16 protein-coding genes are annotated in these 21,024 nt (G+C 66.5%); 8 read left to right on the forward strand and 8 right to left on the reverse strand.

Annotation, left to right across the window (positions count from 1 at the left end; genetic code table 11):
- Positions 1-8: 8 nt before the first annotated feature.
- From ACFPN5_RS22825 to ACFPN5_RS22850, 6 genes are all read right to left on the reverse strand, one after another.
- Positions 9-1,415: an FGGY-family carbohydrate kinase gene (locus ACFPN5_RS22825; RefSeq protein ID WP_379786142.1), complete on the reverse strand. Its 1,407-nt coding sequence runs from the start codon at positions 1,413-1,415 to the stop codon at positions 9-11.
- Positions 1,412-2,440, reverse strand: coding sequence for an ABC transporter permease (locus tag ACFPN5_RS22830; RefSeq protein ID WP_379786143.1), 1,029 nt, complete (start codon positions 2,438-2,440; stop codon positions 1,412-1,414). The genes ACFPN5_RS22825 and ACFPN5_RS22830 overlap by 4 nt, the downstream gene beginning before the upstream one ends.
- Entirely contained in the window at positions 2,437-3,450 is a 1,014-nt protein-coding gene (locus ACFPN5_RS22835; protein WP_379786144.1) for an ABC transporter permease, read from the reverse strand. The genes ACFPN5_RS22830 and ACFPN5_RS22835 overlap by 4 nt, the downstream gene beginning before the upstream one ends.
- The gene (locus ACFPN5_RS22840) at positions 3,447-5,003 is read right to left on the reverse strand and encodes a sugar ABC transporter ATP-binding protein (RefSeq protein ID WP_379786145.1); all 1,557 of its coding nucleotides are present in this window, start codon (positions 5,001-5,003) and stop codon (positions 3,447-3,449) included. The genes ACFPN5_RS22835 and ACFPN5_RS22840 overlap by 4 nt, the downstream gene beginning before the upstream one ends.
- 124 nt (positions 5,004-5,127) lie before the next feature.
- Positions 5,128-6,150 carry a rhamnose ABC transporter substrate-binding protein gene (rhaS, locus tag ACFPN5_RS22845; protein ID WP_379786146.1) on the reverse strand — a complete coding sequence of 341 codons (1,023 nt, stop codon included), beginning with the start codon at positions 6,148-6,150 and terminating at the stop codon, positions 5,128-5,130.
- Positions 6,147-7,013 (reverse strand): DeoR/GlpR family DNA-binding transcription regulator, encoded by an 867-nt coding sequence (locus tag ACFPN5_RS22850; protein ID WP_379786147.1) that lies wholly within the window; start codon positions 7,011-7,013, stop codon positions 6,147-6,149. The genes rhaS and ACFPN5_RS22850 overlap by 4 nt, the downstream gene beginning before the upstream one ends.
- Positions 7,014-7,351: 338 nt before the next feature.
- Here ACFPN5_RS22850 and ACFPN5_RS22855 point away from each other — a divergent pair, with 338 nt between their 5' ends.
- The 5 genes from ACFPN5_RS22855 to ACFPN5_RS22875 all read left to right on the forward strand — a co-directional run bounded on the left by ACFPN5_RS22855 (position 7,352) and on the right by ACFPN5_RS22875 (position 15,310).
- Positions 7,352-9,460 (forward strand): bifunctional rhamnulose-1-phosphate aldolase/short-chain dehydrogenase, encoded by a 2,109-nt coding sequence (locus ACFPN5_RS22855; RefSeq protein ID WP_379786244.1) that lies wholly within the window; start codon positions 7,352-7,354, stop codon positions 9,458-9,460.
- 92 nt (positions 9,461-9,552) lie between these two features.
- On the forward strand, positions 9,553-10,848 hold the full coding sequence (rhaI, locus tag ACFPN5_RS22860; RefSeq protein ID WP_379786148.1) for an L-rhamnose catabolism isomerase: 1,296 nt from the start codon (positions 9,553-9,555) through the stop codon (positions 10,846-10,848).
- 99 nt (positions 10,849-10,947) lie between these two features.
- Entirely contained in the window at positions 10,948-13,749 is a 2,802-nt protein-coding gene (locus tag ACFPN5_RS22865) for a glycosyl hydrolase (RefSeq protein ID WP_379786149.1), read from the forward strand.
- 38 nt (positions 13,750-13,787) lie between these two features.
- A complete protein-coding gene (locus tag ACFPN5_RS22870) occupies positions 13,788-14,999 on the forward strand; it encodes a glycoside hydrolase family 88/105 protein (RefSeq protein WP_379786150.1) in 1,212 nt (403 codons plus the stop codon).
- A complete protein-coding gene (locus ACFPN5_RS22875; RefSeq protein ID WP_379786151.1) occupies positions 14,996-15,310 on the forward strand; it encodes an L-rhamnose mutarotase in 315 nt (104 codons plus the stop codon). The genes ACFPN5_RS22870 and ACFPN5_RS22875 overlap by 4 nt, the downstream gene beginning before the upstream one ends.
- A 198-nt stretch (positions 15,311-15,508) precedes the next feature.
- On the opposite strand, the gene ACFPN5_RS22880 is transcribed toward ACFPN5_RS22875, so the two are convergent.
- On the reverse strand, positions 15,509-16,432 hold the full coding sequence (locus ACFPN5_RS22880) for an alpha/beta hydrolase (RefSeq protein WP_379786152.1): 924 nt from the start codon (positions 16,430-16,432) through the stop codon (positions 15,509-15,511).
- Between the two features lie 37 nt (positions 16,433-16,469).
- Between ACFPN5_RS22880 and ACFPN5_RS22885 the strand changes: the two genes are divergently transcribed.
- Positions 16,470-17,108, forward strand: a complete 639-nt coding sequence (locus tag ACFPN5_RS22885; protein ID WP_379786153.1) for a 3-keto-disaccharide hydrolase — start codon at positions 16,470-16,472, stop codon at positions 17,106-17,108.
- 3 nt (positions 17,109-17,111) lie between these two features.
- Here the strand turns inward: ACFPN5_RS22885 and ACFPN5_RS22890 are convergent, their stop codons facing one another.
- Positions 17,112-18,461: a TolB-like translocation protein gene (locus ACFPN5_RS22890; protein ID WP_379786154.1), complete on the reverse strand. Its 1,350-nt coding sequence runs from the start codon at positions 18,459-18,461 to the stop codon at positions 17,112-17,114.
- 146 nt (positions 18,462-18,607) lie between these two features.
- Between ACFPN5_RS22890 and ACFPN5_RS22895 the strand changes: the two genes are divergently transcribed.
- Both ACFPN5_RS22895 and ACFPN5_RS22900 read left to right on the forward strand, forming a co-directional pair.
- Positions 18,608-20,299, forward strand: a complete 1,692-nt coding sequence (locus tag ACFPN5_RS22895) for a rhamnogalacturonan acetylesterase (protein ID WP_379786155.1) — start codon at positions 18,608-18,610, stop codon at positions 20,297-20,299.
- Positions 20,296-21,009, forward strand: a complete 714-nt coding sequence (locus ACFPN5_RS22900) for a DUF6250 domain-containing protein (RefSeq protein WP_379786156.1) — start codon at positions 20,296-20,298, stop codon at positions 21,007-21,009. Before ACFPN5_RS22895 ends, ACFPN5_RS22900 begins: the two co-directional genes overlap by 4 nt.
- Positions 21,010-21,024 lie beyond the last annotated feature (15 nt).

A 21,024-nucleotide genomic window follows, 5' to 3' on the forward strand; every position in this document is an offset into this window, starting at 1 on the left:
GTCGGTCCTCAGCCAGCCGCCAGCGCGGGTTCCTTCGTATCGGCACGAGCCAGCGATTCCTGCCAGGCCTGCCGGTACGCAGCCAGGCCGGGCAGGCTTGCTGCCGGCATGGCGCGGCTCGTCCCCGGCGGCACGCCTTCCGGATAACGCAGCAGCCAGCCGCCGCAGGTGGTGCCGCTGGCGTCGTCCGAATAACTGACCGCTTGCTGGGGACGCAGGGCGGCCAGCAGCGGTCCGAACCAGGGATTGGCGGTGAAGCTGCCCTCGACCGCGATCGGGCCGCGGGCATCGAGCGCATCGAGACAGTAATCGGTCATCAGCACGCAATACAGGGTCGCCAGGGCGAAGCGCTCGGACGCGTCCTGCGGCGCCGGCCCCTGGACCTGCCCGGCGCGCCCGGCGAACGGTCCCGCCTCGGCAAAGCAGGGCAGCGCCATCGTCCCGCGCGCGACCAGTGCTTCGATTTGTTCGAAGGTGCAGGACACCGGCTGCGTCCCGGCCAGCGCGGCGAATTCGCGCCCGCCCATGAAACGCATGCAGGCCACCGGCTGGCCCAGCGCATTCGTGTTGGCCAGCATGTCGGCCTCTTCACGCAGGCCTTCGAGCGGCACGCCGAAGGCGGCGGCAATCACCCAGGTGCCCGTCGAGAGCACGGTGCGTGGCGCAGCGCCGCCCTCGCGGTCCAGGTAGCGCACCAGCGAGGCGTTGCTGTCGTGGATGCCGCACAGGACCTGGCAGGATGCCGGCAGCCCGGTGCGGGCGGCCAGTTCCGGCTTCAGGGTGCCGAGCGCATCGCGGGGCTTCGCCAGCGGCGGCATCAGCGGCTGCCAGCCCATGCTGTCGACCAGTTGCGAGTAGCGTTGCTGCACCGGGTCCCACATGTCGGTATGGCAGCCGAGCGAGGTCGCTTCCGACGCGGCCGCGCCGCACAGGCGCCAGGCCCAGTACTGCGGATACATCAGGATGTGGCGGGTACGCGCAAATTCGGCCGGATAACGCTGCGCCAGCCACACCAGCTGGCGCCCGAGGTTCAGGCCGACCGGCAGGGAAGGCGAAAAGGTCTGGGCGTAGGGCGGGCGTACGGCATCGTAGTCAAGGCCGGGCAGGGCCGCTTCGTAGTCGAGCACCGGCAGCACCAGGCCGTCGTCATCCACCAGCGCCGCGGTGGCGCCGTGGGTGACCGGGACGATGGCCGAGACCTGCGCAAGCCCTGCGAAGGTGCGGCAGGTGGCCAGCATCCACTCCCAGATGCCGTCGGTGTCGTGGAGCGGATACGGACCGTCATGGACGATCGCGTTCGGGCGCCGTTCCTCGGCCAGCACAGCGCCGCCGGCATCGATCAGCGCCAGCTTGACATTGGTCTTGCCGATGTCGAGGACGATCAGGGCATCCTGCATGCTCATCGCTTTGCTCATTTCCTGCTCTTCTGTGCGCGCAGCAGGCGCGGCAGGGCGATAGTCACCAGCAGCAGCACGCCGATCACGATGGTCATGTAAATGCCCGGCACGTTGGCCAGGGCCATGCCATAGGTGACGGTGCCCATGGTCAGCACGGCCAGCAGCACGCCGCCGATGGTGCCGGCGCCGCCGGCAATGCTCACGCCCCCGAGGATCACCATGGTGATGATTTCGAGTTCCCAGCCGGTGGCGATGTTCGGGCGGGTGCTGCCGATGCGGCCGGTCAGGAGCCAGGCCGCCAGGCCGGCGATGGCGCCGGTCAGCATGAACAGCACCAGGCGGTAGCGGTCGACGGCGATGCCGGAGAAGCGCGCCGCTTCCGGGTTGTTGCCGATGGCGTAGATGCGGCGGCCCCAGGAGGTCGTGTGCAGCACGACGGCGAACAGCGCCGCGAACACCAGCAGCACCACGAATTCGCGCGGCACCATGCCGAAGAAGTAGCCCTGGCCCCAGTCGGCCATGACCTGCGGGTAGCCGGTGAAGGCCTTGTCGCCAAGGACCACGCTGGCCAGGCCCCGGTACAGCGAGACGGTGCCGATGGTGACCACGATTGACGGCAGGGCGAAGCGCGTGACGAGAAAGCCGTTCAGCCAGCCGCACACGGTGCCCGTGAGGATGGCGACCACCAGCAGCGTTTCCGGCGGGGCGCCGGCATTCATCGCCAGGCCCATTGCGACCGAACAGAGCGCCAGCGTGCCGGCTACCGAGATGTCGATCTCGCGGCAGATGATCAGCAAGGCCATCGGCAGCGCGATCAGCGCCTTTTCGCTGAAGTTCGAGGTGCCGTCGAGCAGGTTGTAGGGATCGAGGAAGTGCGGCAGGGCGGCGCCGCCGAACACGAACAGCACGACCAGCAGCATCGCCAGCAGGCTTTCCCAGCGCCCCAGCAGGTGGCGCAGGCCGACCTTCTGGCGGTCGAGGATGGTGTAGCGAGACGTTTTTTCCAAACCCGTCTCGAGCTTGTTCAACGTGGGCGCGTTCATGCGGCACTCTTCATGGTAGGGGTTGCAGTGGTGTGCAGCGGCAGGATCTGGCGGCTGCGGTTTTTCGCGCCGCGGGCGTTGACCAGCACCGCGACCAGGATCACGAGGCCGGTGAGGGCGCTCTGCCAGAACGGCGAGACCTGCAGCACCGGCAGCGCGTTGCCGATCACCGACAGGAACAGGGCGCCGAGCATGGCGCCGAGCACCGACCCGACGCCGCCGGCGATCGACACGCCGCCGATCACGCAGGCGGCGATCACGGTGAATTCGAAGCCGTAGGCGATCTCGGTATAGGCCACGGCATAGCGCGCCACCCACAGGTAGCCGCACAGTCCGGCGACCAGGCCCGACAGGCCATAGGTCCAGAGCAGGCGCTTTTTGGTCGGGATGCCGATGTAGCCGGCGCACTGCGGCGCATTGCCGATCGCGTACAGGTCGCGGCCGAAGCGGGTGTGGCGCGCGATGAAGGCCATCGCGAACAGCGCCGCGATCGCGATCCACACCAGGTGCGGCAAGCCGAGCACGCGGGTCAGGGGGAAGGCGACGAATTCGGCCGGCATCTGGTGCGCCGAGACCCAGGCGCCGCCGGAGAGTACGAACACCAGGCCGCGGTACACGCTCATGGTGCCGAGGGTGATCACGATCGGCGGCAGGGCCAGGTAGCCGATCAGCCACCCGTTGACCAGGCCCAGGGCCAGGCCGGTCAGCATGGCGGCCAGCACCACCAGCGGCAGCGGCAGGCCGGGATTGCCGGCGGCGAGCATGGCCGCGACCATGCCCGACAGGGCCAGGTTCGAGGCCACCGACAGGTCGATGCCGCGCGTGACGATCACCAGCATCTGGGTCAGCGCCAGCATCACCAGCAGCGTGCTGTCGGTGAGCAGGTTGGCGAGCGAGGCGCCGGTCAGGAACACCGGCGCGCGCAGGCCGACCAGGCCAATGAGCACCACGATCATCAGGGCCAGCAGCGGCTCGCGTTGTTTGAATAGTTGATTCAACAGATGAGTCATGCTGCCACCTCCTGGGTCAGGTCAAGGCCGGAGGCTGCCGCCACCACGGTTTCGGGTGTCGCCTCGCCGCGGGCAAACTCGCGCACCACATGGCCGTGGTGCATGACGACCACGCGGTCGGCCAGGCCCAGTACCTCGGGCAGTTCGGACGAAACCAGGATCACGGACAGCCCGCGCGTGACCAGTTCGCTGATGAAGCGGTGCACGGCGGCTTTCGAGCCGATGTCGATGCCCTTGGTCGGTTCGTCGAGGATGATCACTTTCGGATCGGTGGCGAGCCACTTGCCGAGCACGACCTTTTGCTGGTTGCCGCCCGACAGTTCGTCCACGTTCTGGGTCAGGTGGCTGGCCTTCAGTTCGAGCTGCTCGGCGAAGTGGCGGGCGATGCCTGCCTCTTTCGCGCCGCGCCCGCGCAGGAAGAAGCCGATGTTCGACAGGATCGGCAGCGTGATGTTGTGCATGATCGGCAGCGTCAGGTGGGCGCCGTGGTGCTGGCGGTCTTCCGGCACATAGGCCAGGCCCTGGGCAATCGCCGTGGCCGGGCAGTCGATGGCGACCTGCTTGCCATCGAGGCGGACCGTGCCGGCGACCTTGCTGGTCAGGCCGAACAGCGCCTGCATCACTTCCGAGCGGCCGGCGCCGACCAGGCCATAGAAGCCGAGGATCTCGCCGCGGCGCAATGTGAAGCTGACGTCCTTGAATTCGGTCGGATGGCAGAAGCCCTGCACCTCCAGCAACGGCGCGCCAATGGCGACCTCGGCTTTCGGGTAGGCCTGGTGCACGGCACGGCCGACCATCAGGGCCACGAGTTCGGGTTCGGTGATGTCCGCCAGCGCGCCTTCGGCGATGAATTGGCCGTCGCGGAGGACCGTGTAGCGGTCGGCGACCTCGAAGATTTCGTCGAACTTGTGCGAGATGAAGATGACGGCGGTGCCGGCCGCGCGCAGTTGCGCGATGATGCGGTACAGCTCGCGGATCTCGCGCTGCGAGAGGGCGGCCGTCGGCTCGTCCATGATGACGACGCGCGCGTCCTGCGACAGCGCGCGTGCGATCTCGACGAAATGGCGCTGGGCCACGGACAGGTCTTTCACCCGCGCCCGCACCGGCAGGGCCACTTCGAGGCGTGCAAACAGCGCTTCGGCCTGCGCCTCGATGCTCTTCCAGTCGACGCGCCCGAAGCGGCCGGTGGGCTGGCGCCCGACATAGATGTTCTCGGCGACCGACAGCTCGTCGAACATCACGGTTTCCTGGTGCACCGCGGTGATCCCGGCAGCCATTGCTTCCTGCGGGCTGCGGAAGGTAACCGCCTGCCCGTCGACCTCGATCGTGCCGGCATCGGGCTGGTAGATGCCGGTCAGTGTTTTCACCATGGTGGACTTGCCGGCGCCATTCTCGCCGATCAGGGCCATGACTTCGCCGGGACGGATGCTCAGGCACACGTTGTTCAGGGCATGCACGCCGTTGAAGCGCTTGCTGATGCCGCTCAGCTGCAGCACCGGGGCGCTATCGCCGGCCGGGCGCAGGGGAGGGCTTGACAGTTGGGTGACTGACATAGTTTGGGCGTAAAAAGGGTCAAACGCGCGGCCAGGAGCCGCGCGCGGGGGACAACAGCGCGTGTCGTATCGAACTACCGGCACAGGAGCGGCGGCCGCGGCTCCTGTGCCGGTCGCCTGCCTCTCAGAACAGCTTCGCGAACTGGTCGACGTTCTGGGCGTTGTAGGTGAACGGCGGCCCGAGGGCGGCTTCACCGGTGGCGTCGAGCGTCACCTTGCCCAGGCGGCCGACCGATACGCTGGCGCCCGGCTTGGCTTCCACCTTGCCCTTGACGAACTCGTTGGCGGCGAAGGTCGCGGCGTAGCCCAGGTCGATCGGGTTCCAGATCGCGAACTGCTTGACCGCGCCGCTCTTGACGTGACCGGCCATTTCGGACGGCAGGCCCAGGCCGGTGACGAACACCTTGCCCACCAGCTTCTCGTCGGCGACGGCCTTGCTGGCCGCGACGATGCCCACCGTGGTCGGTGCGATGATGGCTTTCAGGTTCGGGTGGCTGCGCAACAGGCCAATCGCCTCGCGGTAGCTCTTGTCGGACTGGTCGTCGCCGTAGACGGTGGCCACCAGCTTGACCTTGGCGTATTCGGGCTGCTCCAGCACCTTCTTCATGACCCCGATCCACATGTTCTGGTTGGTGGCCTGGGCCGACGCCGACAGGATCGCGATCTCGCCGGCGCCGCCGATTTCCTGGGCCGCCATCTGGATCTGCTTTTCGCCGATCAGCTGGGCGTTGGACGGGTTGAGCTGCATCTGGCGGCCTTCCTGCGCCAGGCCGCTGTCGAAGGAGATGACCTTGATCCCGCGCTGCATCGCCTTTTTCGTGATCGGCACCAGCGCGTTCGGGTCGTTCGCGGAAATGACGATCGCATCGACCTTCTGGCTGATCAGCGAATTGATGATCTCGATCTGGCCTTCAGCGCTTGGCGTGGTCGGGCCGGTGTAGATCACCTCGACGCCGCCGATCTGGCTGGCCGCTTCCTTGGCGCCTGTGTGGGCGGCATCAAAAAAGCCGTTGCCGAGGCTTTTCACGACCATGGCGATACGGGTCTGCTGGGGCTGGGCCTGTTCAGGCTTCTTGTCGCTGCATCCCGCGATGCCGGCCAGGATGCCGACGGCGGCTGCGGCCGCTAGGAGTTTTTTGATTTTCAATGCGATGTCTCCGTCTGGAACAGGGCTGCGGATTGCAGGTCGTACTGCGGGTTGAAATAGGAGGCGCTGGTGTCGGGGGCAATGTGGTCCGGTTCGACCGTGACCACCTTCACGCCGTACTGCTCGAGCAGCTGCACGGCCTTGTCGGAAGCGTCGGTGTCGGTGATCACGGTGGAGACACGATCCAGGCCACAGAGGATCAGGCCGGCCTTGCGGCAGAATTTCGAGCTGTCGGCCATGACGACGAGTTCCTCGGCCTGGCTGATCAGGCGCTTCTCGGCCTGGATCAGGAGCGGGTCCGCCTCCATCAGGCCCAGCAGCGACAGGCCATAGACGCTCATGAACATCTTGCTGGCGTAGTGGTGCTGGGTGATGTCGTTGTCGAAGGGCGACAGGATCACGTTCTGCTCGCGGTACACCTTGCCGCCCGGGACGATGATTTCGTTCTGGCTCGTGACCAGCAGGCGCTCGGCCATCAGGAACGAGTTGGTCAGGATCTTGAGCTGCTTCTCGGCCAGGAATTCGGCCATCATGAAGGTGGTCGTGCCGCCGTTGATGATGATCGTTTCGCCGTCCGTGCACATTGCCGCGGCATGGCGCGCAATGGCCCGTTTGCGGGCAGCGAAGCACTGGATATTGTTCTGGAACGTTTCGCTCGTGAGCGGGAACTGGCGCTTCTTCTGCACCAGGTTCTCGGCGCCGCCACGGGTGCGGGTGAGCAGGTTGCGCGCTGCGAGCCAGCTGATATCACGCCGGACCGTTGCCGGGGATGCGTTCAGCCATTCGACAAGCTGCTGGACCGTCGCCGTTTGATGCTCGGCGAGCAGCTTCAGCAAACGCTTGCGGCGTTTGTGATTAACCATGTTGTCTCCTCCATGAGCCGTCTGTTTTTTATGCGGCGTCACATCCGTCATGCCCAGATGGCTGCGGTGTGTACGAAAAGATTAGTTTCTTAGTGCAATGCCGTCAATCATTAAATGATCAACTAGATGATTGATTGGCTTCGCTGCAACGCACAAACGCTCAATCCGATCACGAGAGTGATTATTCACGCCTTGGTCACCAAGTTGACCATTTCTGCGTTGACACCTATCAGGCCCTTGATTTCTACTGTGTCGGGATGTCACGGCGGACTTCGCCAGGACCAGGAACACACACCAATCGCCATCCGAGCGATGGCACACAACGAATGGAGACTTCGATGGGCGCGATGAGCGAAACGAAACAGCAGCAACCGATCACGTCACAATGGGACGATGCATTGGCTGCGACCATGAGCGAACCGGAACTGCTGTTGTACCGTTCCAACCTGCTCGGGTCGGACCTGCGCATTACCAATTTCGGCGGCGGCAATACCTCGGCCAAGATCGACATGGTCGATCCGCTGTCGGGCGACACCGTTGAAGTCCTGTGGGTGAAGGGCTCGGGCGGCGACCTGGGCAGCATCAAGCTGGACGGCTTCTCGACCCTGTACATGGACAAGCTGCACGCGCTGAAGAACCGCTACCGCGGCCTCGAGCTGGAAGACGAGATGGTCGCCTACCTGCCGCACTGCACCTTCAACCTGAACCCGCGCGCGGCCAGCATCGACACCCCGCTGCACGCCTACATCGCGCACAAGCACGTCGACCACATGCACCCGGATTCGTGCATCGCGATCGCCGCCTGCAAGAACAGCAAGGAGCTCACCGCGAAGATCTTCGAGGGCGAGCTGGGCTGGCTGCCATGGCAGCGTCCAGGCTACGACCTGGGCCTGAAGCTCGAGCAGGTGTCGCAGGCCAACCCGGACCTGAAGGGCATCATCCTCGAAGGCCACGGCCTGTTCACCTGGGGCGACACCGCCAAATCGTGCTACGAGACGACGCTGGCGATCATCAAGCGCGCCGAAGACTGGCTCGCACAGAACATCGCCCAGCCGGTGTTCGGAGGCCAGGCCGTCGAGCCGCTGCCGGCGGCCGAGCGCGCCGCCATCGCCGCCAAGCTGATGCCCCTCCTGCGCGGCAAGATCAGCCAGCAAGAGTACAAGCTCGGCCACTTCGAAGACAGCGCCGCCGTGCTCGAATTCGTCTGCAGCGCGGAACTCGCGCCGCTGGCCGCGCTCGGCACCTCCTGCCCTGACCACTTCCTGCGCACGAAAATCCGCCCGCTGGTGCTGGACTTCGACCCGACCGCGCCGGACCTGGAGCGCCTGCTTGCGGGCCTCGACCAGGCCCTGGTCGACTACCGCGCCGACTACACCGCCTACCACGAGCGCTGCAAGCGCGCCAACAGCCCGAAGGTGCGCGACGCCAACCCGATCATCTACCTGATCCCGGGCGTCGGCATGCTGTCGTTCGCGAAAGACAAGGCCACCGCCCGCATCGCCGGCGAGTTCTACGTCAATGCGATCAACGTGATGCGCGGTGCGAACGGCGTCGACACCTATGTAGGCCTGCCGGAACAGGAAGCCTTCGACATCGAATACTGGCTTCTCGAAGAAGCCAAGCTGCAGCGCATGCCGAAACCGAAGTCGCTGGCCGGGCGCATCGCCCTGGTCACCGGCGGCGCCGGCGGCATCGGCCAGGCAGTCGCCCGCCAGCTGCTGCAGGAAGGCGCCTGCGTCATGCTGACCGATATCGATCAGGAAGCGCTGGAAGCGGCCCAGGCTGCGCTCGTGAAAGTGGCCGGCAAGGACGCCCTGGGCGTCGTGCAAGCCAACATCACCGACGAGAACGCGGTCAGCGGCATCCTGGAAGCGGCTGCGCTGCGCTTCGGCGGCGTCGACCTGCTGGTCTCGAATGCCGGCATCGCTTCGGCGGCGCCGCTGGATGAAACCACGCTGGAAATCTGGAAGCGCAACCAGGACATCCTGGTCACCGGCTACTTCCTGGTTGCGCGCCGCGCCTTCCAGATCATGAAGCAGCAGAAGCTCGGCGGCAGCATGGTCTTCGTGGGCAGCAAGAACGGCCTGGTCGCTTCGGCCGGCGCGTCGGCTTACTGCACCGCCAAGGCAGCCGAACTGCACCTGGCGCGCTGCATCGCCCTTGAAGGCGCCGAGCACGGCATCCGCGTGAATACTGTCAATCCGGACGCAGTCATCCGCGGTTCGCGCATCTGGGACGGCAAGTGGAAGGAAGAGCGCGCCGCATCGAACAAGATCGACGCCGACGACGTCGAGGAGTTCTACCGGAAGCGCAGCATGCTGAAGCTGAGCGTCTTCCCGGAAGACATCGCCGAGGCAGTGTATTTCTTCGCCAGCGAGAAGTCGGGCAAGAGCACCGGCAACATCCTGAACGTCGATGCGGGCAACGCGGGCGCATTTACGCGATAACCCCGCTAAGTTGAAGCCGGGCAAGTAATAGACGACAATAAAACAGGGCGCGCCGTCATTCGGCCGCTCTGTCGAACAATTTGGAGACAGCAATGACGAACATCATCGACGCCGGCCTGGTAGCGGACCAGAACGCCAAGCTGGAAGCGGGCCTGCAGGCCGATTACGAAGCGCTGGGCGGCATGCTCGCGCGCCGCGGCCTGGACATCGAGGAACTGACCGCGCTCGCGCAGACCTTTGACGTTGCCGTGCCGAGCTGGGGCGCCGGCACCGGCGGCACCCGTTTTGCCCGCTTCGCCGGCCGCGGCGAGCCGCGCAACGTGTTCGAGAAACTCGAAGACTGCAGCGTGATCAACCAGCTGACCCGCGCCACCTCGGGCGTGTCGCCGCACTTCCCATGGGACAAGCCGAGCGATGCGAGCGAACTGCGCCAGGCGGCCGACTCGCTGGGCCTGGTGTTCGACGCCGTCAACTCGAATACCTTCCAGGACCAGCTGGGCCAGGAACAGACCTACAAATTCGGCAGCCTGACCGCGCAAAGCAAGGAAGTGCGCGCCCAGGCCATTGCCCACAATATCGAATGCATCGAACTGGGCCGCGCGCTCGGCTCGAACGCGCTGACCGTCTGGGTCGGCGACGGCGCCAACTTCCCGGGGCAGAACAACCTGCGCGGCTCGCTCGAGCGCTACCTCGACAGCATGCGCGAAATCTATGCCGCGCTGCCGGACGACTGGAACGTCTTCATCGAGCACAAGCTGTTCGAGCCGGCGTTCTACGCCACCGTGATCGCGGACTGGGGCACCAGCTTCGCCTGCGCCACCGAACTCGGACCAAAGGCCAAGTGCCTGGTCGACCTCGGCCACCATGCGCCGAACACGAACATCGAAATGATCGTCGCGCGCCTGGCCCAGTTCGGCAAGCTCGGCGGCTTCCACTTCAACGACAGCAAGTACGGCGACGACGACCTGGATTCCGGTTCGATCAACCCGTTCCAGCTGTTCCTGGTCTTTAACGAGCTGGCCGACGCCTCCCTGCGCGGCGGTTCATCCTTCAAGCCGGCCTACATGCTGGACCAGTCGCACAACGTGACCGATCCGATCGAGAGCCTGATGAGCAGCGCGGTCGAGGTCCAGCGCGCCTTCGTGCAGTCGGCCATGGTCGACCGCGCGGAACTGGCTGGCCTGCAGGGGGCAAACGACGTGCTGAACTCGGCCCAGCTCCTGAAGCGCGCCTTCCGCACCGACGTGAGCCCGATCCTGGCAATGGCGCGCGTGCGCGCCGGCGGCGCCGCCGACCCGGTCGCAGCCTACCGCGCCAGCGGCTACCGCGACCGCGTGGCCGGCCTGCGCCCGGCCAAGGCTGGTGCGAGCAGCAGCGGCATCGTCTAAAGAAGCAATGCCTGCGCCTGTGCTGGCACGTCGCCTTTTTGGCGCCGGGCCATCGCAGGCGTACGTGCGTCTCGTTTTCCCGCATACCAGGAGTCCCGTATGAGCAAGCGCTCCATGCGCGTGCCCGCTGCCGCGCCGCGTGCGCTGGCCGTGGCCTGCGCCGTCGCCATGCTGGCCATGTCCAGCGCCCGCGCTGACAGCCCCGCGCCGGTCGTTTCCAACAAAATCAATGACGTTGCCGCGCGCCTGGCCTCGCCCCCGGCGGACGCCCGTCCCCTGACGCGCTGGTGGTGGTTCGGTCCCGCCGTCGCCAAGCCCGAACTCGAACGCGAAATCAAGGCGATGAAGCAGGGCGGTTTCGGCGGCTTCGAGATCCAGCCCGTGTACCCGATGGAACACGACGACACCGCGCGCGGCATCAAGAACGTTCCCTACCTGTCGAACGAATTCCTCGACGCAGTCAGCTTCGCCAACCGCACCGGGCGCGCCAACGGCCTGCGCGTGGACATGACGCTGGCCAGCGGCTGGCCGTATGGCGGGCCGCATATCGGCATCAATCACGCCGCGGCGCGCCTGCGCGTGGCCACCGTCGAGGTGCCGGCGGGCGCCGCCAGCTATGCGCTGCCGGTCGTGATGAACGGTGAAAGGCTGATTGCCGCCTTTGCAGGCCCGGGCAACGCCAAGCAGTACGACAGCACCGCACTGGCGCTGGTCACGCCGAAGGCGCTGCCCGCGGGCCGGGCATCGATCGCGGCCGCGGGCGCGCCGCGCGTGATGGTGTTCTATATCGCCACCCGCACCGGCCAGCAAGTGAAACGCGCCGCGCTCGGCGCCGAAGGCTTCGTGCTCGATCACCTGAGCCGCGGAGCGGTCGACCATCACCTGCGCACCGTGGCTGAGCCATTGCTGAAGGCTTTCGGCAAGCAGCCGCCGTATGCCGTGTTCTCGGACAGCCTGGAAGTCTACGGTACCGACTGGACCGAAGACTTCCTGCAGGAGTTCAAAAAGCGCCGCGGCTACGACCTCGTGCCCCATCTCCCGAGCCTCTTCAGCGGCAAGGGCGAAGCGATTGGAAACACAGCAGGGGGCGTGCGGCGCGACTGGGCCCTGACCCAGACCGAACTCGTCAACGAGCGCTACCTGATCCCGATGAACGACTGGGCGAAGGCGCGCAAGACGCAGTTCCGCTCGCAGACCTATGGCGAACCGGCCGTGTCAATGTCGAGCAACCGCCTGGTGGCGCTGCCAGAAGGCGAAGGCCCGCAGCACCGCAGCTTCTCGTTCACGCGCCTGGCGACCTCCGCCGGGCACCTGTACGGGCGTCCGGTGATCTCGGCCGAGACCTGGACCTGGCTCAATTCGCCTGCTTTTTCCGCGACCCCGCTCGACATGAAAGCCGAAGCGGACCGCATGCTGCTCTCGGGCGTGAACCTGTTCGTCGCCCACGGCTGGCCGTACACGCCGCCGGGCACGATCGAGCCGGGTTACGCCTTTTATGCGGCCGCCGTGTTCAACGACCACAACCCCTGGTGGAACGTCATGCCGGACGTGAACGGCTATCTCACGCGCATGAGCTACCTGATGCGCCAGGGCGAGCCGGCGAACCAGGTCGCCGTGTTCCTCCCGAACGACGACGTGTATGCCTCGCTGGTGCCGGGCAAGGTGTCGCTCTCGGCCGAGATGCACAAGCACGTGACGCCGCAACTGACCGAGCAGATCCTGGACGCCGGCCACAACCTCGACTACGTGGACGCCGAATCGGTCCTCGCGCTGGGCGTGAAGCACCCTGTGCTGGTGATGCCGCACGTGACGCGCCTCGCCCCCGAGGTGATCGACAAGCTGGCGGCCTATGTGCGCGGCGGCGGCAAGATCATTGCAGTCGGCAGCACGCCGTCGCTGGCGCCGGGCTTCGTCGATGCGCAGCGCATCTCCGCGCGCGTAGTGGTGGCCTCGAAGGCGCTGTTCGCGCAGGGGCCGAACGTGCAGGTCGTCGCGAACGACGCGGCTGTGGGCGCCGCGCTCGGCGCGGCGCTGGCGCCGGACCTGAAACTCTCCAGCCATGTCTCGGAAGTGGGTTTCGTGCGCCGCAAGCTGCTCGATGCCGACATCTACTTCATCGCCAACACGGGAAACACCGAGGTGAAGGCGAATGCGGCGGTGGCCGTCAAGCGCGCGCACGCGGCCTGGATGGACCCGGACAGCGGCAAGCTCACGCGCGCGGCCAGCACCGGCGAACACGCGCTGCACCTGGCGCCCTACGAATCGCGCGTGCTGGTGCTGAGCGACGCGCCGCTGGCCGCTGCCGAGGCCCCGCGCTACGGCGCGCCGGCGGTGCTGGCGGACCTCGGCCGCGACTGGAAGGTCAGCTTCCCGGCCGCGGCCGGGCAGGGCGCCGCTGGGGTGGCAACTGAGCATAACTTCGCCGAGCTGCGTTCGTGGACCGACAATGAGGCGACCCGCCACTTCTCGGGTGTTGCGGTCTACACCAAGGAAATCACGGTCAACGCGGGCCAGACCGCCGGCCAGCGCGTGATGCTCGACTTCGGCCCCGGCACGCCGCTGGCTGCCACGCCGAAGGTGCCGGCCGGGATGCGCGCCATGTACGAGAGCCCGATTCGCGAGGCGGCCCAGGTGGTTGTCAACGGCAAGCGCGCCGGCGCCGTCTGGCATCCGCCGTACCGGGTCGACGTGACGAGCCTGCTGGCGCCGGGCAGCAACCGCATCGAGGTGCGGGTGGCGAACCTGGCCGTCAACACGCTCGCCGGCCACGCCTTGCCGGACTACCGGCTGCTGTCGGTGCGCTACGGCCAGCGCTTCGTGCCGCAGGATACCGAACTGATCGCGCCGCGGCCGGCAGGCATGCTCGGCCCCGTCAAGCTGGTCGGAGAGAAAATCCTATGATCGCTGTACAAGAAGCTTTTCGGAGAACAGGACAAAACATGATGACCATGACTTTGCGCCGCAGCGCCGCGGCCTTCGCGGGTGCGTTCGCCCTGCTGGCCGCCTTGCCGGCGGCGGCCCAGAACTATCCGCTGCCGACGCCTGCCATGCAGGCGATCATCGACAAGGACACCGGCCGCCACTTCGGCGATGCCCCGGCCAATGCCGGCCCCTACGCCACCGACTTATCAAGCGCGCTGGAACCGGCGGCCGTCGACAAGGCCTTGCGGAAGGTGGCCGACTGGCAGCTGGCCCGTTCCCAGCCGCACTGGGACCGCATCTGGACCTCGAGCGTGATGTATGTCGGCTTCCTGGCCGCCTCGCGCGCGACCGGCGACCCGAAATACCGCAAGGCGATGCAGGACATGGCCAGGCACTTCGACTACCAGACGCGCGACCGCCTGCCGAACGCCGACGACATATCGATCGGCCAGGTCTACGTCGACCTGTACCTGGAAGAGAAGCGCCCGTCGATGATCAACCTGACGCGCGCCGAGATGGACGACCTGCTGCCCCTGAACACGGTGAAGCCGAAGGACGCGCGCATCCCCTGGTGGTGGTGCGACGCCCTGTTCATGGCGCCGCCGGTGTGGGTGAAGATGTACAAGGCGACGGGCGAGCGCAAATACCTCGACTACGTGCACCTGAACTGGAAGCGTACCTTCGACCTCCTGTACGACAAGGAAGAGCACCTGTACGCGCGCGACGCCAGCTACATCAACAAACGCGAGCCGAACGGCAAGAAGCAGTTCTGGTCGCGCGGCGAAGGCTGGGTGATGGGCGGCCTGGCGCTGATCCTCGACGACATCCCGCAGGACGACCCGCAGCGCGGCTTCTACGTGCAGCAGCTGCGCGAGATGTCGGCGAAGATCGCCAGCATCCAGAACGCGGACGGCATGTGGCATGCCGGCCTGCTCGATCCAAAGACCTATCCGCTGCCGGAAGTGTCGGGCTCGGCGCTGTTCGTGTACGCGATGGCCTACGGCGTGAACCGCGGCATCCTCGACGAGAAGACCTACCGCCCGGTGATCGCCAAGGCCTGGGCCGGCATCCTGAAGAACGTGTATGCCGACGGGCGCCTGGGGAACATCCAGCAGACCGGGGCCGAGCCGGCCTTCTACCGGCCGAGTTCGAGCTTCAATTACGGCGTCGGCGCCTTTATGCTGGCGGCGTCGGAAGTCAAGGCCCTGGCGGCAAAGGGGGCGAAATGAACTCCCGCGCTTTTCGCATGAAGCTGAAACCGGGTACGGTGCACGAGTACCGGGTGCGGCACGATGAGATCTGGCCGGAACTCTCCAGCCTCTTGAGCGGCTCCGGGATTTATGATTATTCGATCTTCCTGGATGAGGCCACGATGGACCTGTTCGCCGTCATGAAGCTGCGCGACGGCGCCGACCTCAGTGCGCTGCCTGATCATCCGGTGATGCGCAAGTGGTGGGACTACATGGCGGAGCTGATGGAAGTCGAGCCGGGGAACCGGCCGAAGGAGTGGCCGCTGACCCAGGTGTTTCACATGGCGTGACCGGGGCGTGACCGGTAGACGGTCTGTTCGATCAGACCCGTATGGGGTCATTGAGGCCAATGGCCTCAATGACGGGTTTACCGGGCGGCTCCGCCGCTCACGCGTTCAACCAGTGCATGCGTTTCGGCAGCGCTTGGGCCGGTTGAACGCGTGAGCGGGGAACCCGCCCACCCTACCGGTATGTGACCAACGCTAACGCTAGTTCGAAATGGCCAGCAACCCGCGCCCACGCAGCCATTCCTCCGCCCGCCGCGGCCACTCCGACGCCGTCCCCAGCCCCGCCCGCATCCCCATTCCATGCGACCCATGCTCGAACAGATACATCTCCGCCGGCACTTTGGCCCGAACCAGCGCCTGGTAGAACAGGATGCTGTTCTCGACCGGCACCGCCGTATCGGCCTGGGTGTGGATCAGCAGCGTTGGCGGCGTTGCCGCCGTCACCTGGCGCTCGACCGACATCAAGGCCACCGTCTCGGCGCTCGGTGCAGAACCGAGCAGCGCCTTGCGCGAGCCCGCATGCACGGCCGGCCCCTCCATTGCAATCACCGGATACATCAGCACGGAGAAGTCGGGGCGCGCGCTGACCCTGTCGAGCTCCGCGCCGGTCCGCCCCAACGGATGGTCGAACAGGGTGGAGGCGCTGGCTGCCAGGTGGCCGCCGGCCGAACTGCCCATCACGCCGATGCGGTCTGCCTTGATGCGGAAACGCGCGGCCTGCGAGCGCACCAGGCGCACCGCGCGCAGCACGTCCTGCAGCGGCGCCGGGTGGCCGAACTCCGCCATGCGGTACTTCAGCACGAAACTCGTGATGCCCAGGGTGCTCAGCCAGGCTGCGTACTGCTCGCCCTCGCGCTGGGTCGACAGGCGCACATAGCCGCCGCCCGGGCAGATGATGACGGCGGCGCCGTTCGGCCGGTCGACGGCCGGGGCAAACACGGTCAGCGTCGGTTCGCTGACGTTGCTGAGGCGGCCGTCGTCGACCCGTTCCGGGCCCAGCCCGTTCTTTGCGCCAGGCACGCCTTCCGGCCACAAGCGCAGCACCAATGGGCCGGTGGCCGCCGCGCCGAATACGGGCATGGCAGGCAAGGCCGCGCCGAGCAAGCCGGCGCCAAGCTGCGTCATCGTACGTCTCCTGTTTTCATTCATCACACCTCCTGATATGCCAAAACATTCTCATCTTATCTGTATTCTTTTCAGTACTGTCCTGTTGGCCGGCTGCGCCACGCCCGGCAGGCAACCGTTCGACACCACCGACGCGCTTGAACTCGTCGCGACGCCGCCGGCCGACCTGGCAGGCGCGTGGTCGCGCCGGGCGGACGGGGTCATCGCCGTCGCCAGCAAGCCTGCGGGCTATATCGCCACCCGCGCCAGCTACACCAACTACCGGCTGCACGTGGAGTGGCGCTGGCCGGGCAAGCCGGGCAACGCCGGCGTGCTCATGCACGTTGCGTCGGGACCGAAGGACGGCGCCTGGCCGCTCAGCGTCCAGGTCCAGACCAAGCACGGCTTCGCGGGCGACGTGCTGCCGATGGCCGGCGCCGCTTTCGCCGAGCCGCTGACCAGCGCGCCGGGTGCCTATCCCGCCATCAAGGGACATACCGCTGCCGATAGCGAGCGGCCCGCCGGCGAATGGAACAGCGCGGACATTGTCAGCCGCGACGGCGTGATCGAGGTCAGCGTCAACGGCGTGCCGCAGAACCGCATCAGCGCGGCAAACCCGCGCGCGGGCCGGATCGGCTTCCAGCTCGAGGGCGTGCCCTACGAGCTGCGCAACCTGCGGATCACGCCCTTGGACTGACGCTTACGGAGCGCGCTTCAGCCACGCTTCCGGCACCGGCACGATGGCGATGTTCATCGTGCGCCCGTCTTCCGACAGCATGGCCGACTGGATCTGGATCCGGGTGCCGTCGGCATTGAAGGTCGGGTGCGGATGGTCGGCGGCCGTGGTCTTGTGGCCGGTGGTGAGCATCATCATCTCCTTGGTGCGGCGGTCGATCAGGAACAGGCTGCGCGAGAAATCGTCGCCGACCGCAAAACGGCCGTCGCTCGAGCCGTGCACGTGCCACAGGCCGCTGCCCGAGGGCGTCTGGCCGGCGATGTGCATCTGGCGCGTGCGCAGGTTGACGATGGCCAGACCGGTCGGCTTTTCGCGGGTGCCCGTCGGGCCCCAGCCGTCGTCCTGGCCTGGATTGGCGCCGCCGACGTCGGTGGCCGGCCCTGCCACCGATGCGGCGGCTCCCGGTATCGCGCGGTGGCCCATGATCGCCATCGCCACTTCGTCCTTCGAGATCACCGCCTCGTGCGTGACCCATTCGTAGGGCGCTTCCGGGTACAGTGGGCGCAGGCCGCTGCCGTCGGCCAGCACGGTCCAGGTGCGCTGGGGCGACTTGCCGCCGGTCTCCCAGCAGAACACGAGCTCGCCCGGATTCCACAGATTGGCCTGGATGTGGCCGACCTGGAACGGAACCGAGACCACGTGTTTGACTTCGCCGGTGCGCAGGTTCAGGCGCGCGATGCCCTCGGGTCCGGCGCCCATCTTGCGCGGTCCGAACGCCGGTTCGATCTTCGTGCCCGGCTTGATGTGGCGCGCCGCTTCGTCCTTGCCGACCTTGAAATACGCCCATTCCTCGTCGGCGTCGAGCGCCAGGTCGCCGCCCGCCTGCAGCGAGGCGGGCAGGGTGGCGGCGACGCGCTGGTAAGTGCTTGGCGCCGCCATCCGCCCGGCGGCGCTGTCGGCCAGCACACGCGCCAGGTCGACCTCGACCACCTTCAAGCCGGCCTCAGCTTTGCGCATGAAGACCAGCTTCATCGATTTGCGCGCCAGGTTCAGCATGCCGATGTAGCCGCCCTCGGTCACCTGCACGATGTCGCCCGTCTGTTCGTTGACGGCCAGCGCTTCGTCGCCGGCCAGGCGCGAGCGGAACACGAGCCATTTGCCGTCGGAGGTCCACTGCGGATGGGTCGGATAGATTTTCGAGTCGCCGTGCGGTTTACTGGTCAGGAAGGTGAGGACCGTGCCGGTGACGGGATCCTTCACCAGCTTGCGCTCCGACGGGAAGCGTTTGCCGATCTGGGCGGACGCGTCCGCGCATGGCAGCGAGCACAGCAGCGCCGCGCACAGGGTCAGGATCACAGGGGAGCGCAGTTGCATGGTGGTTTCTCCAGGGTGGAATGCGCCATTGTCACAGGAGGTATTGCTCGAAACTAATCATTTTCTTGATTCTTTCTGAGCAGAATTCGCTCTGCCGAGCCGCGCCGCATAAAATCTGGAAAAACAAGCACAACCGGAGACCATCCATGCCCCCATTCACAGCTTACTTACGTGCATATTTGCGTGCCTTCCTGGTGCTGATGCTCGCTTGCGTGGGCCTGGCCGGCTGCGCTCAAAAGCCCGCTCAAAAGCCGATCCTGGCTCCCGCGGTGAACACCGACCCGGCACGCGCGCAGGTGACTCTGCCCGAGCCGGCCAATCCTGCGCTGCCTTCGATTATCCTGATCGGCGACTCGACGGTGCGCAATGGCCGCGACGACGGCCAGGGCAAGGGCTCGGCGGGCCAGTGGGGCTGGGGTAATCCATTGGCTGCCTATATCGATCCGGCCAAGGCCAACCTGGTCAACCGCGCTGTCGGCGGGCTGTCGAGCCGCACGTATGTCACCAGCGGCCACTGGGAGCGCACCCTGGCCTTCGTCAAGCCGGGCGACGTGGTCCTGATGCAGTTCGGCCACAACGATTCCTCGGCCCTGAACGACGACAAGCGCGCGCGCGGCACCATCCGCGGCGTCGGTGACGAATCCCAGGACATCGACAACCTGTTGACGGGCAAGCGCGAGACCGTGCACAGCTACGGCTGGTACCTGCGCAAGTTCATCAGCGAGATCCGCGCCAAAGGTGCGACGCCGGTCGTCGTCTCGCTCATCCCGCGCAAGGCCTGGGACGACGCGGGCCGGGCGCGGCGCGACAAGGAGAGCTATGCCGGCTGGGCCGAGGCGGTGGCGCGCCGGGAAGGCGCTGGCTTCATCGACCTGAACGACATGGCCGCGCGCCGCTACGACGAACTCGGGCGCGAGGAAGTCATGAAGCTGTTCCCGATGACGTCGCCCGACGAGCGCGTGCACACCAACTGGGCGGGCGCCGAGCTGAACGCGCAGTTCGTGGCAAGCGGCCTGAAAGCACTGGGCGACAAGCGCGTTGCTGGATGGCTGAAACCGCGCGAAGATGTGCGCCCGATCGTCGACGCGCGCACCGTGCGCGACGAAGCGCCGCGTGACCCGTCGCTGCCGACCCTGTTCCTGGTCGGCGACTCGACCGTCAAGAGCGGCGGCCAGAACGGCGCGATCGGCTGGGGCGAACGCATCACGCCGTATTTCGACACCCGGAAGATCAACGTCGTGAACGCCGCGATCGGCGGGCGCAGTAGCCGCACCTTCTTCACCGAAGGCCGCTGGGAGCGCGTGCTCGGCCAGCTCAAGCGCGGCGATGTCGTGATCATCCAGTTCGGCCACAACGACGGCGGGCGCATCGGCGACCCGGGTAACAAAAACCGCGCTTCCGCACCCGGCATCGGCCCGGAGACGGTGGAAGACACCCGCCCCGACGGAAAGAAAGAGCAGGTACACAGCTTCGGCTGGTACACGGCCCGTTACGTGGCGGACGCCAAAGCGAAAGGCGCCACCGTGATCATCGCCTCGCCGATCCCGCACCGCGACCGCTGGCAGGGCGAACGCGATTTCGCCAACTTCGCCGACTGGGGCCGCCAGGTGGCCGCTGCGAACGGGGCCCTGTTCATGGACCTGACCATGCTGGTGTCCGATGGCTACCGCACGATTGGCGCGGCGAAGGTCGATACCTTCTTTTCCGACGCGCGCACGCACACGAACGCAGCTGGCGCCGAATTCAACGCTGCGCGCGTGGTCGCCGGCCTGAAGGCATTGCCGGGCAATCCGCTCGGCGCGTACTTTGCCGCCAATCCCGTGGTGGCTGCGCAATGATGAAAGCCGCAGTGTCCTCCCTGGGGCTGGCACTGGCCCTGGCGGCTGGCGGTCCGGCCCGGGCGGCCGAGGCGGCGCCTGCCTGCACCCAATGGGGTGAACGCGGCGTATTGCTGCACCAGGACGATTTTCACGGCCCGCTCACCGGCTACGTGGCCGAGTACGAGCGCAAACCGGGCAACGCCATCGCCAGCCGCGATGGACGCCTGCTGATCGACGTCGATTCCGGCGCCACGGTGTGGCTGGACAAGCCGCTGTCCGGCAACCTCCTGATCAGCTACACCCGGCGCGTGGTGGTCGACGGCGGCAAGAACGACCGCCTGTCCGACTTCAACCACTTCTGGATGGCGCGCGATCCACAGAATGCGAACCTGTTCACCCGCAGCGGCAAGTTCGAGGACTACGACAAGCTCGACCTCTACTACGTCGGTGTTGGCGGCAATACGAATACGACCACGCGGTTCCGGCGCTATGGCGACGGCAAGCGCGTCCTGCTCGCCGAGCATCTGGACCCGGCGCAGCTGCTCGAGCCGAACCGCGACTACCAGGTCGAGATCGCGGTCTACGCGGGCTGCACACGCATGCGCATCGACGGCAAACCACTCTTTTCCTTCCGCGATCCGCAGCCGCTCACGCGCGGCTACTTCGGCTTTCGCACGACCTGGTCGCGCCAGACGATCGACAACCTCACGATTCATCAGCTCAAATAACTAAAAGGAGACATC

This window comes from Massilia niabensis (assembly GCF_042655085.1).
In the GTDB taxonomy this organism is placed as follows: domain Bacteria; phylum Pseudomonadota; class Gammaproteobacteria; order Burkholderiales; family Burkholderiaceae_D; genus Telluria; species Telluria niabensis.

Bases quoted from the DNA above. Each gene is read 5' to 3' on its own strand.
- ACFPN5_RS22825 (WP_379786142.1), bottom strand. From the start codon at position 1,415: ATGAGCAAAGCGATGAGCATGCAGGATGCCCTGATCGTCCTCGACATC.
- ACFPN5_RS22830 (WP_379786143.1), bottom strand. From the start codon at position 2,440: ATGAACGCGCCCACGTTGAACAAGCTCGAGACGGGTTTGGAAAAAACG.
- ACFPN5_RS22835 (WP_379786144.1), bottom strand. From the start codon at position 3,450: ATGACTCATCTGTTGAATCAACTATTCAAACAACGCGAGCCGCTGCTG.
- ACFPN5_RS22840 (WP_379786145.1), bottom strand. From the start codon at position 5,003: ATGTCAGTCACCCAACTGTCAAGCCCTCCCCTGCGCCCGGCCGGCGAT.
- ACFPN5_RS22850 (WP_379786147.1), bottom strand. From the start codon at position 7,013: ATGGTTAATCACAAACGCCGCAAGCGTTTGCTGAAGCTGCTCGCCGAG.
- ACFPN5_RS22855 (WP_379786244.1), top strand. From the start codon at position 7,352: ATGGGCGCGATGAGCGAAACGAAACAGCAGCAACCGATCACGTCACAA.
- rhaI (WP_379786148.1), top strand. From the start codon at position 9,553: ATGACGAACATCATCGACGCCGGCCTGGTAGCGGACCAGAACGCCAAG.
- ACFPN5_RS22865 (WP_379786149.1), top strand. From the start codon at position 10,948: ATGAGCAAGCGCTCCATGCGCGTGCCCGCTGCCGCGCCGCGTGCGCTG.
- ACFPN5_RS22870 (WP_379786150.1), top strand. From the start codon at position 13,788: ATGATGACCATGACTTTGCGCCGCAGCGCCGCGGCCTTCGCGGGTGCG.
- ACFPN5_RS22875 (WP_379786151.1), top strand. From the start codon at position 14,996: ATGAACTCCCGCGCTTTTCGCATGAAGCTGAAACCGGGTACGGTGCAC.
- ACFPN5_RS22880 (WP_379786152.1), bottom strand. From the start codon at position 16,432: ATGACGCAGCTTGGCGCCGGCTTGCTCGGCGCGGCCTTGCCTGCCATG.
- ACFPN5_RS22885 (WP_379786153.1), top strand. From the start codon at position 16,470: ATGCCAAAACATTCTCATCTTATCTGTATTCTTTTCAGTACTGTCCTG.
- ACFPN5_RS22890 (WP_379786154.1), bottom strand. From the start codon at position 18,461: ATGCAACTGCGCTCCCCTGTGATCCTGACCCTGTGCGCGGCGCTGCTG.
- ACFPN5_RS22895 (WP_379786155.1), top strand. From the start codon at position 18,608: ATGCCCCCATTCACAGCTTACTTACGTGCATATTTGCGTGCCTTCCTG.
- ACFPN5_RS22900 (WP_379786156.1), top strand. From the start codon at position 20,296: ATGATGAAAGCCGCAGTGTCCTCCCTGGGGCTGGCACTGGCCCTGGCG.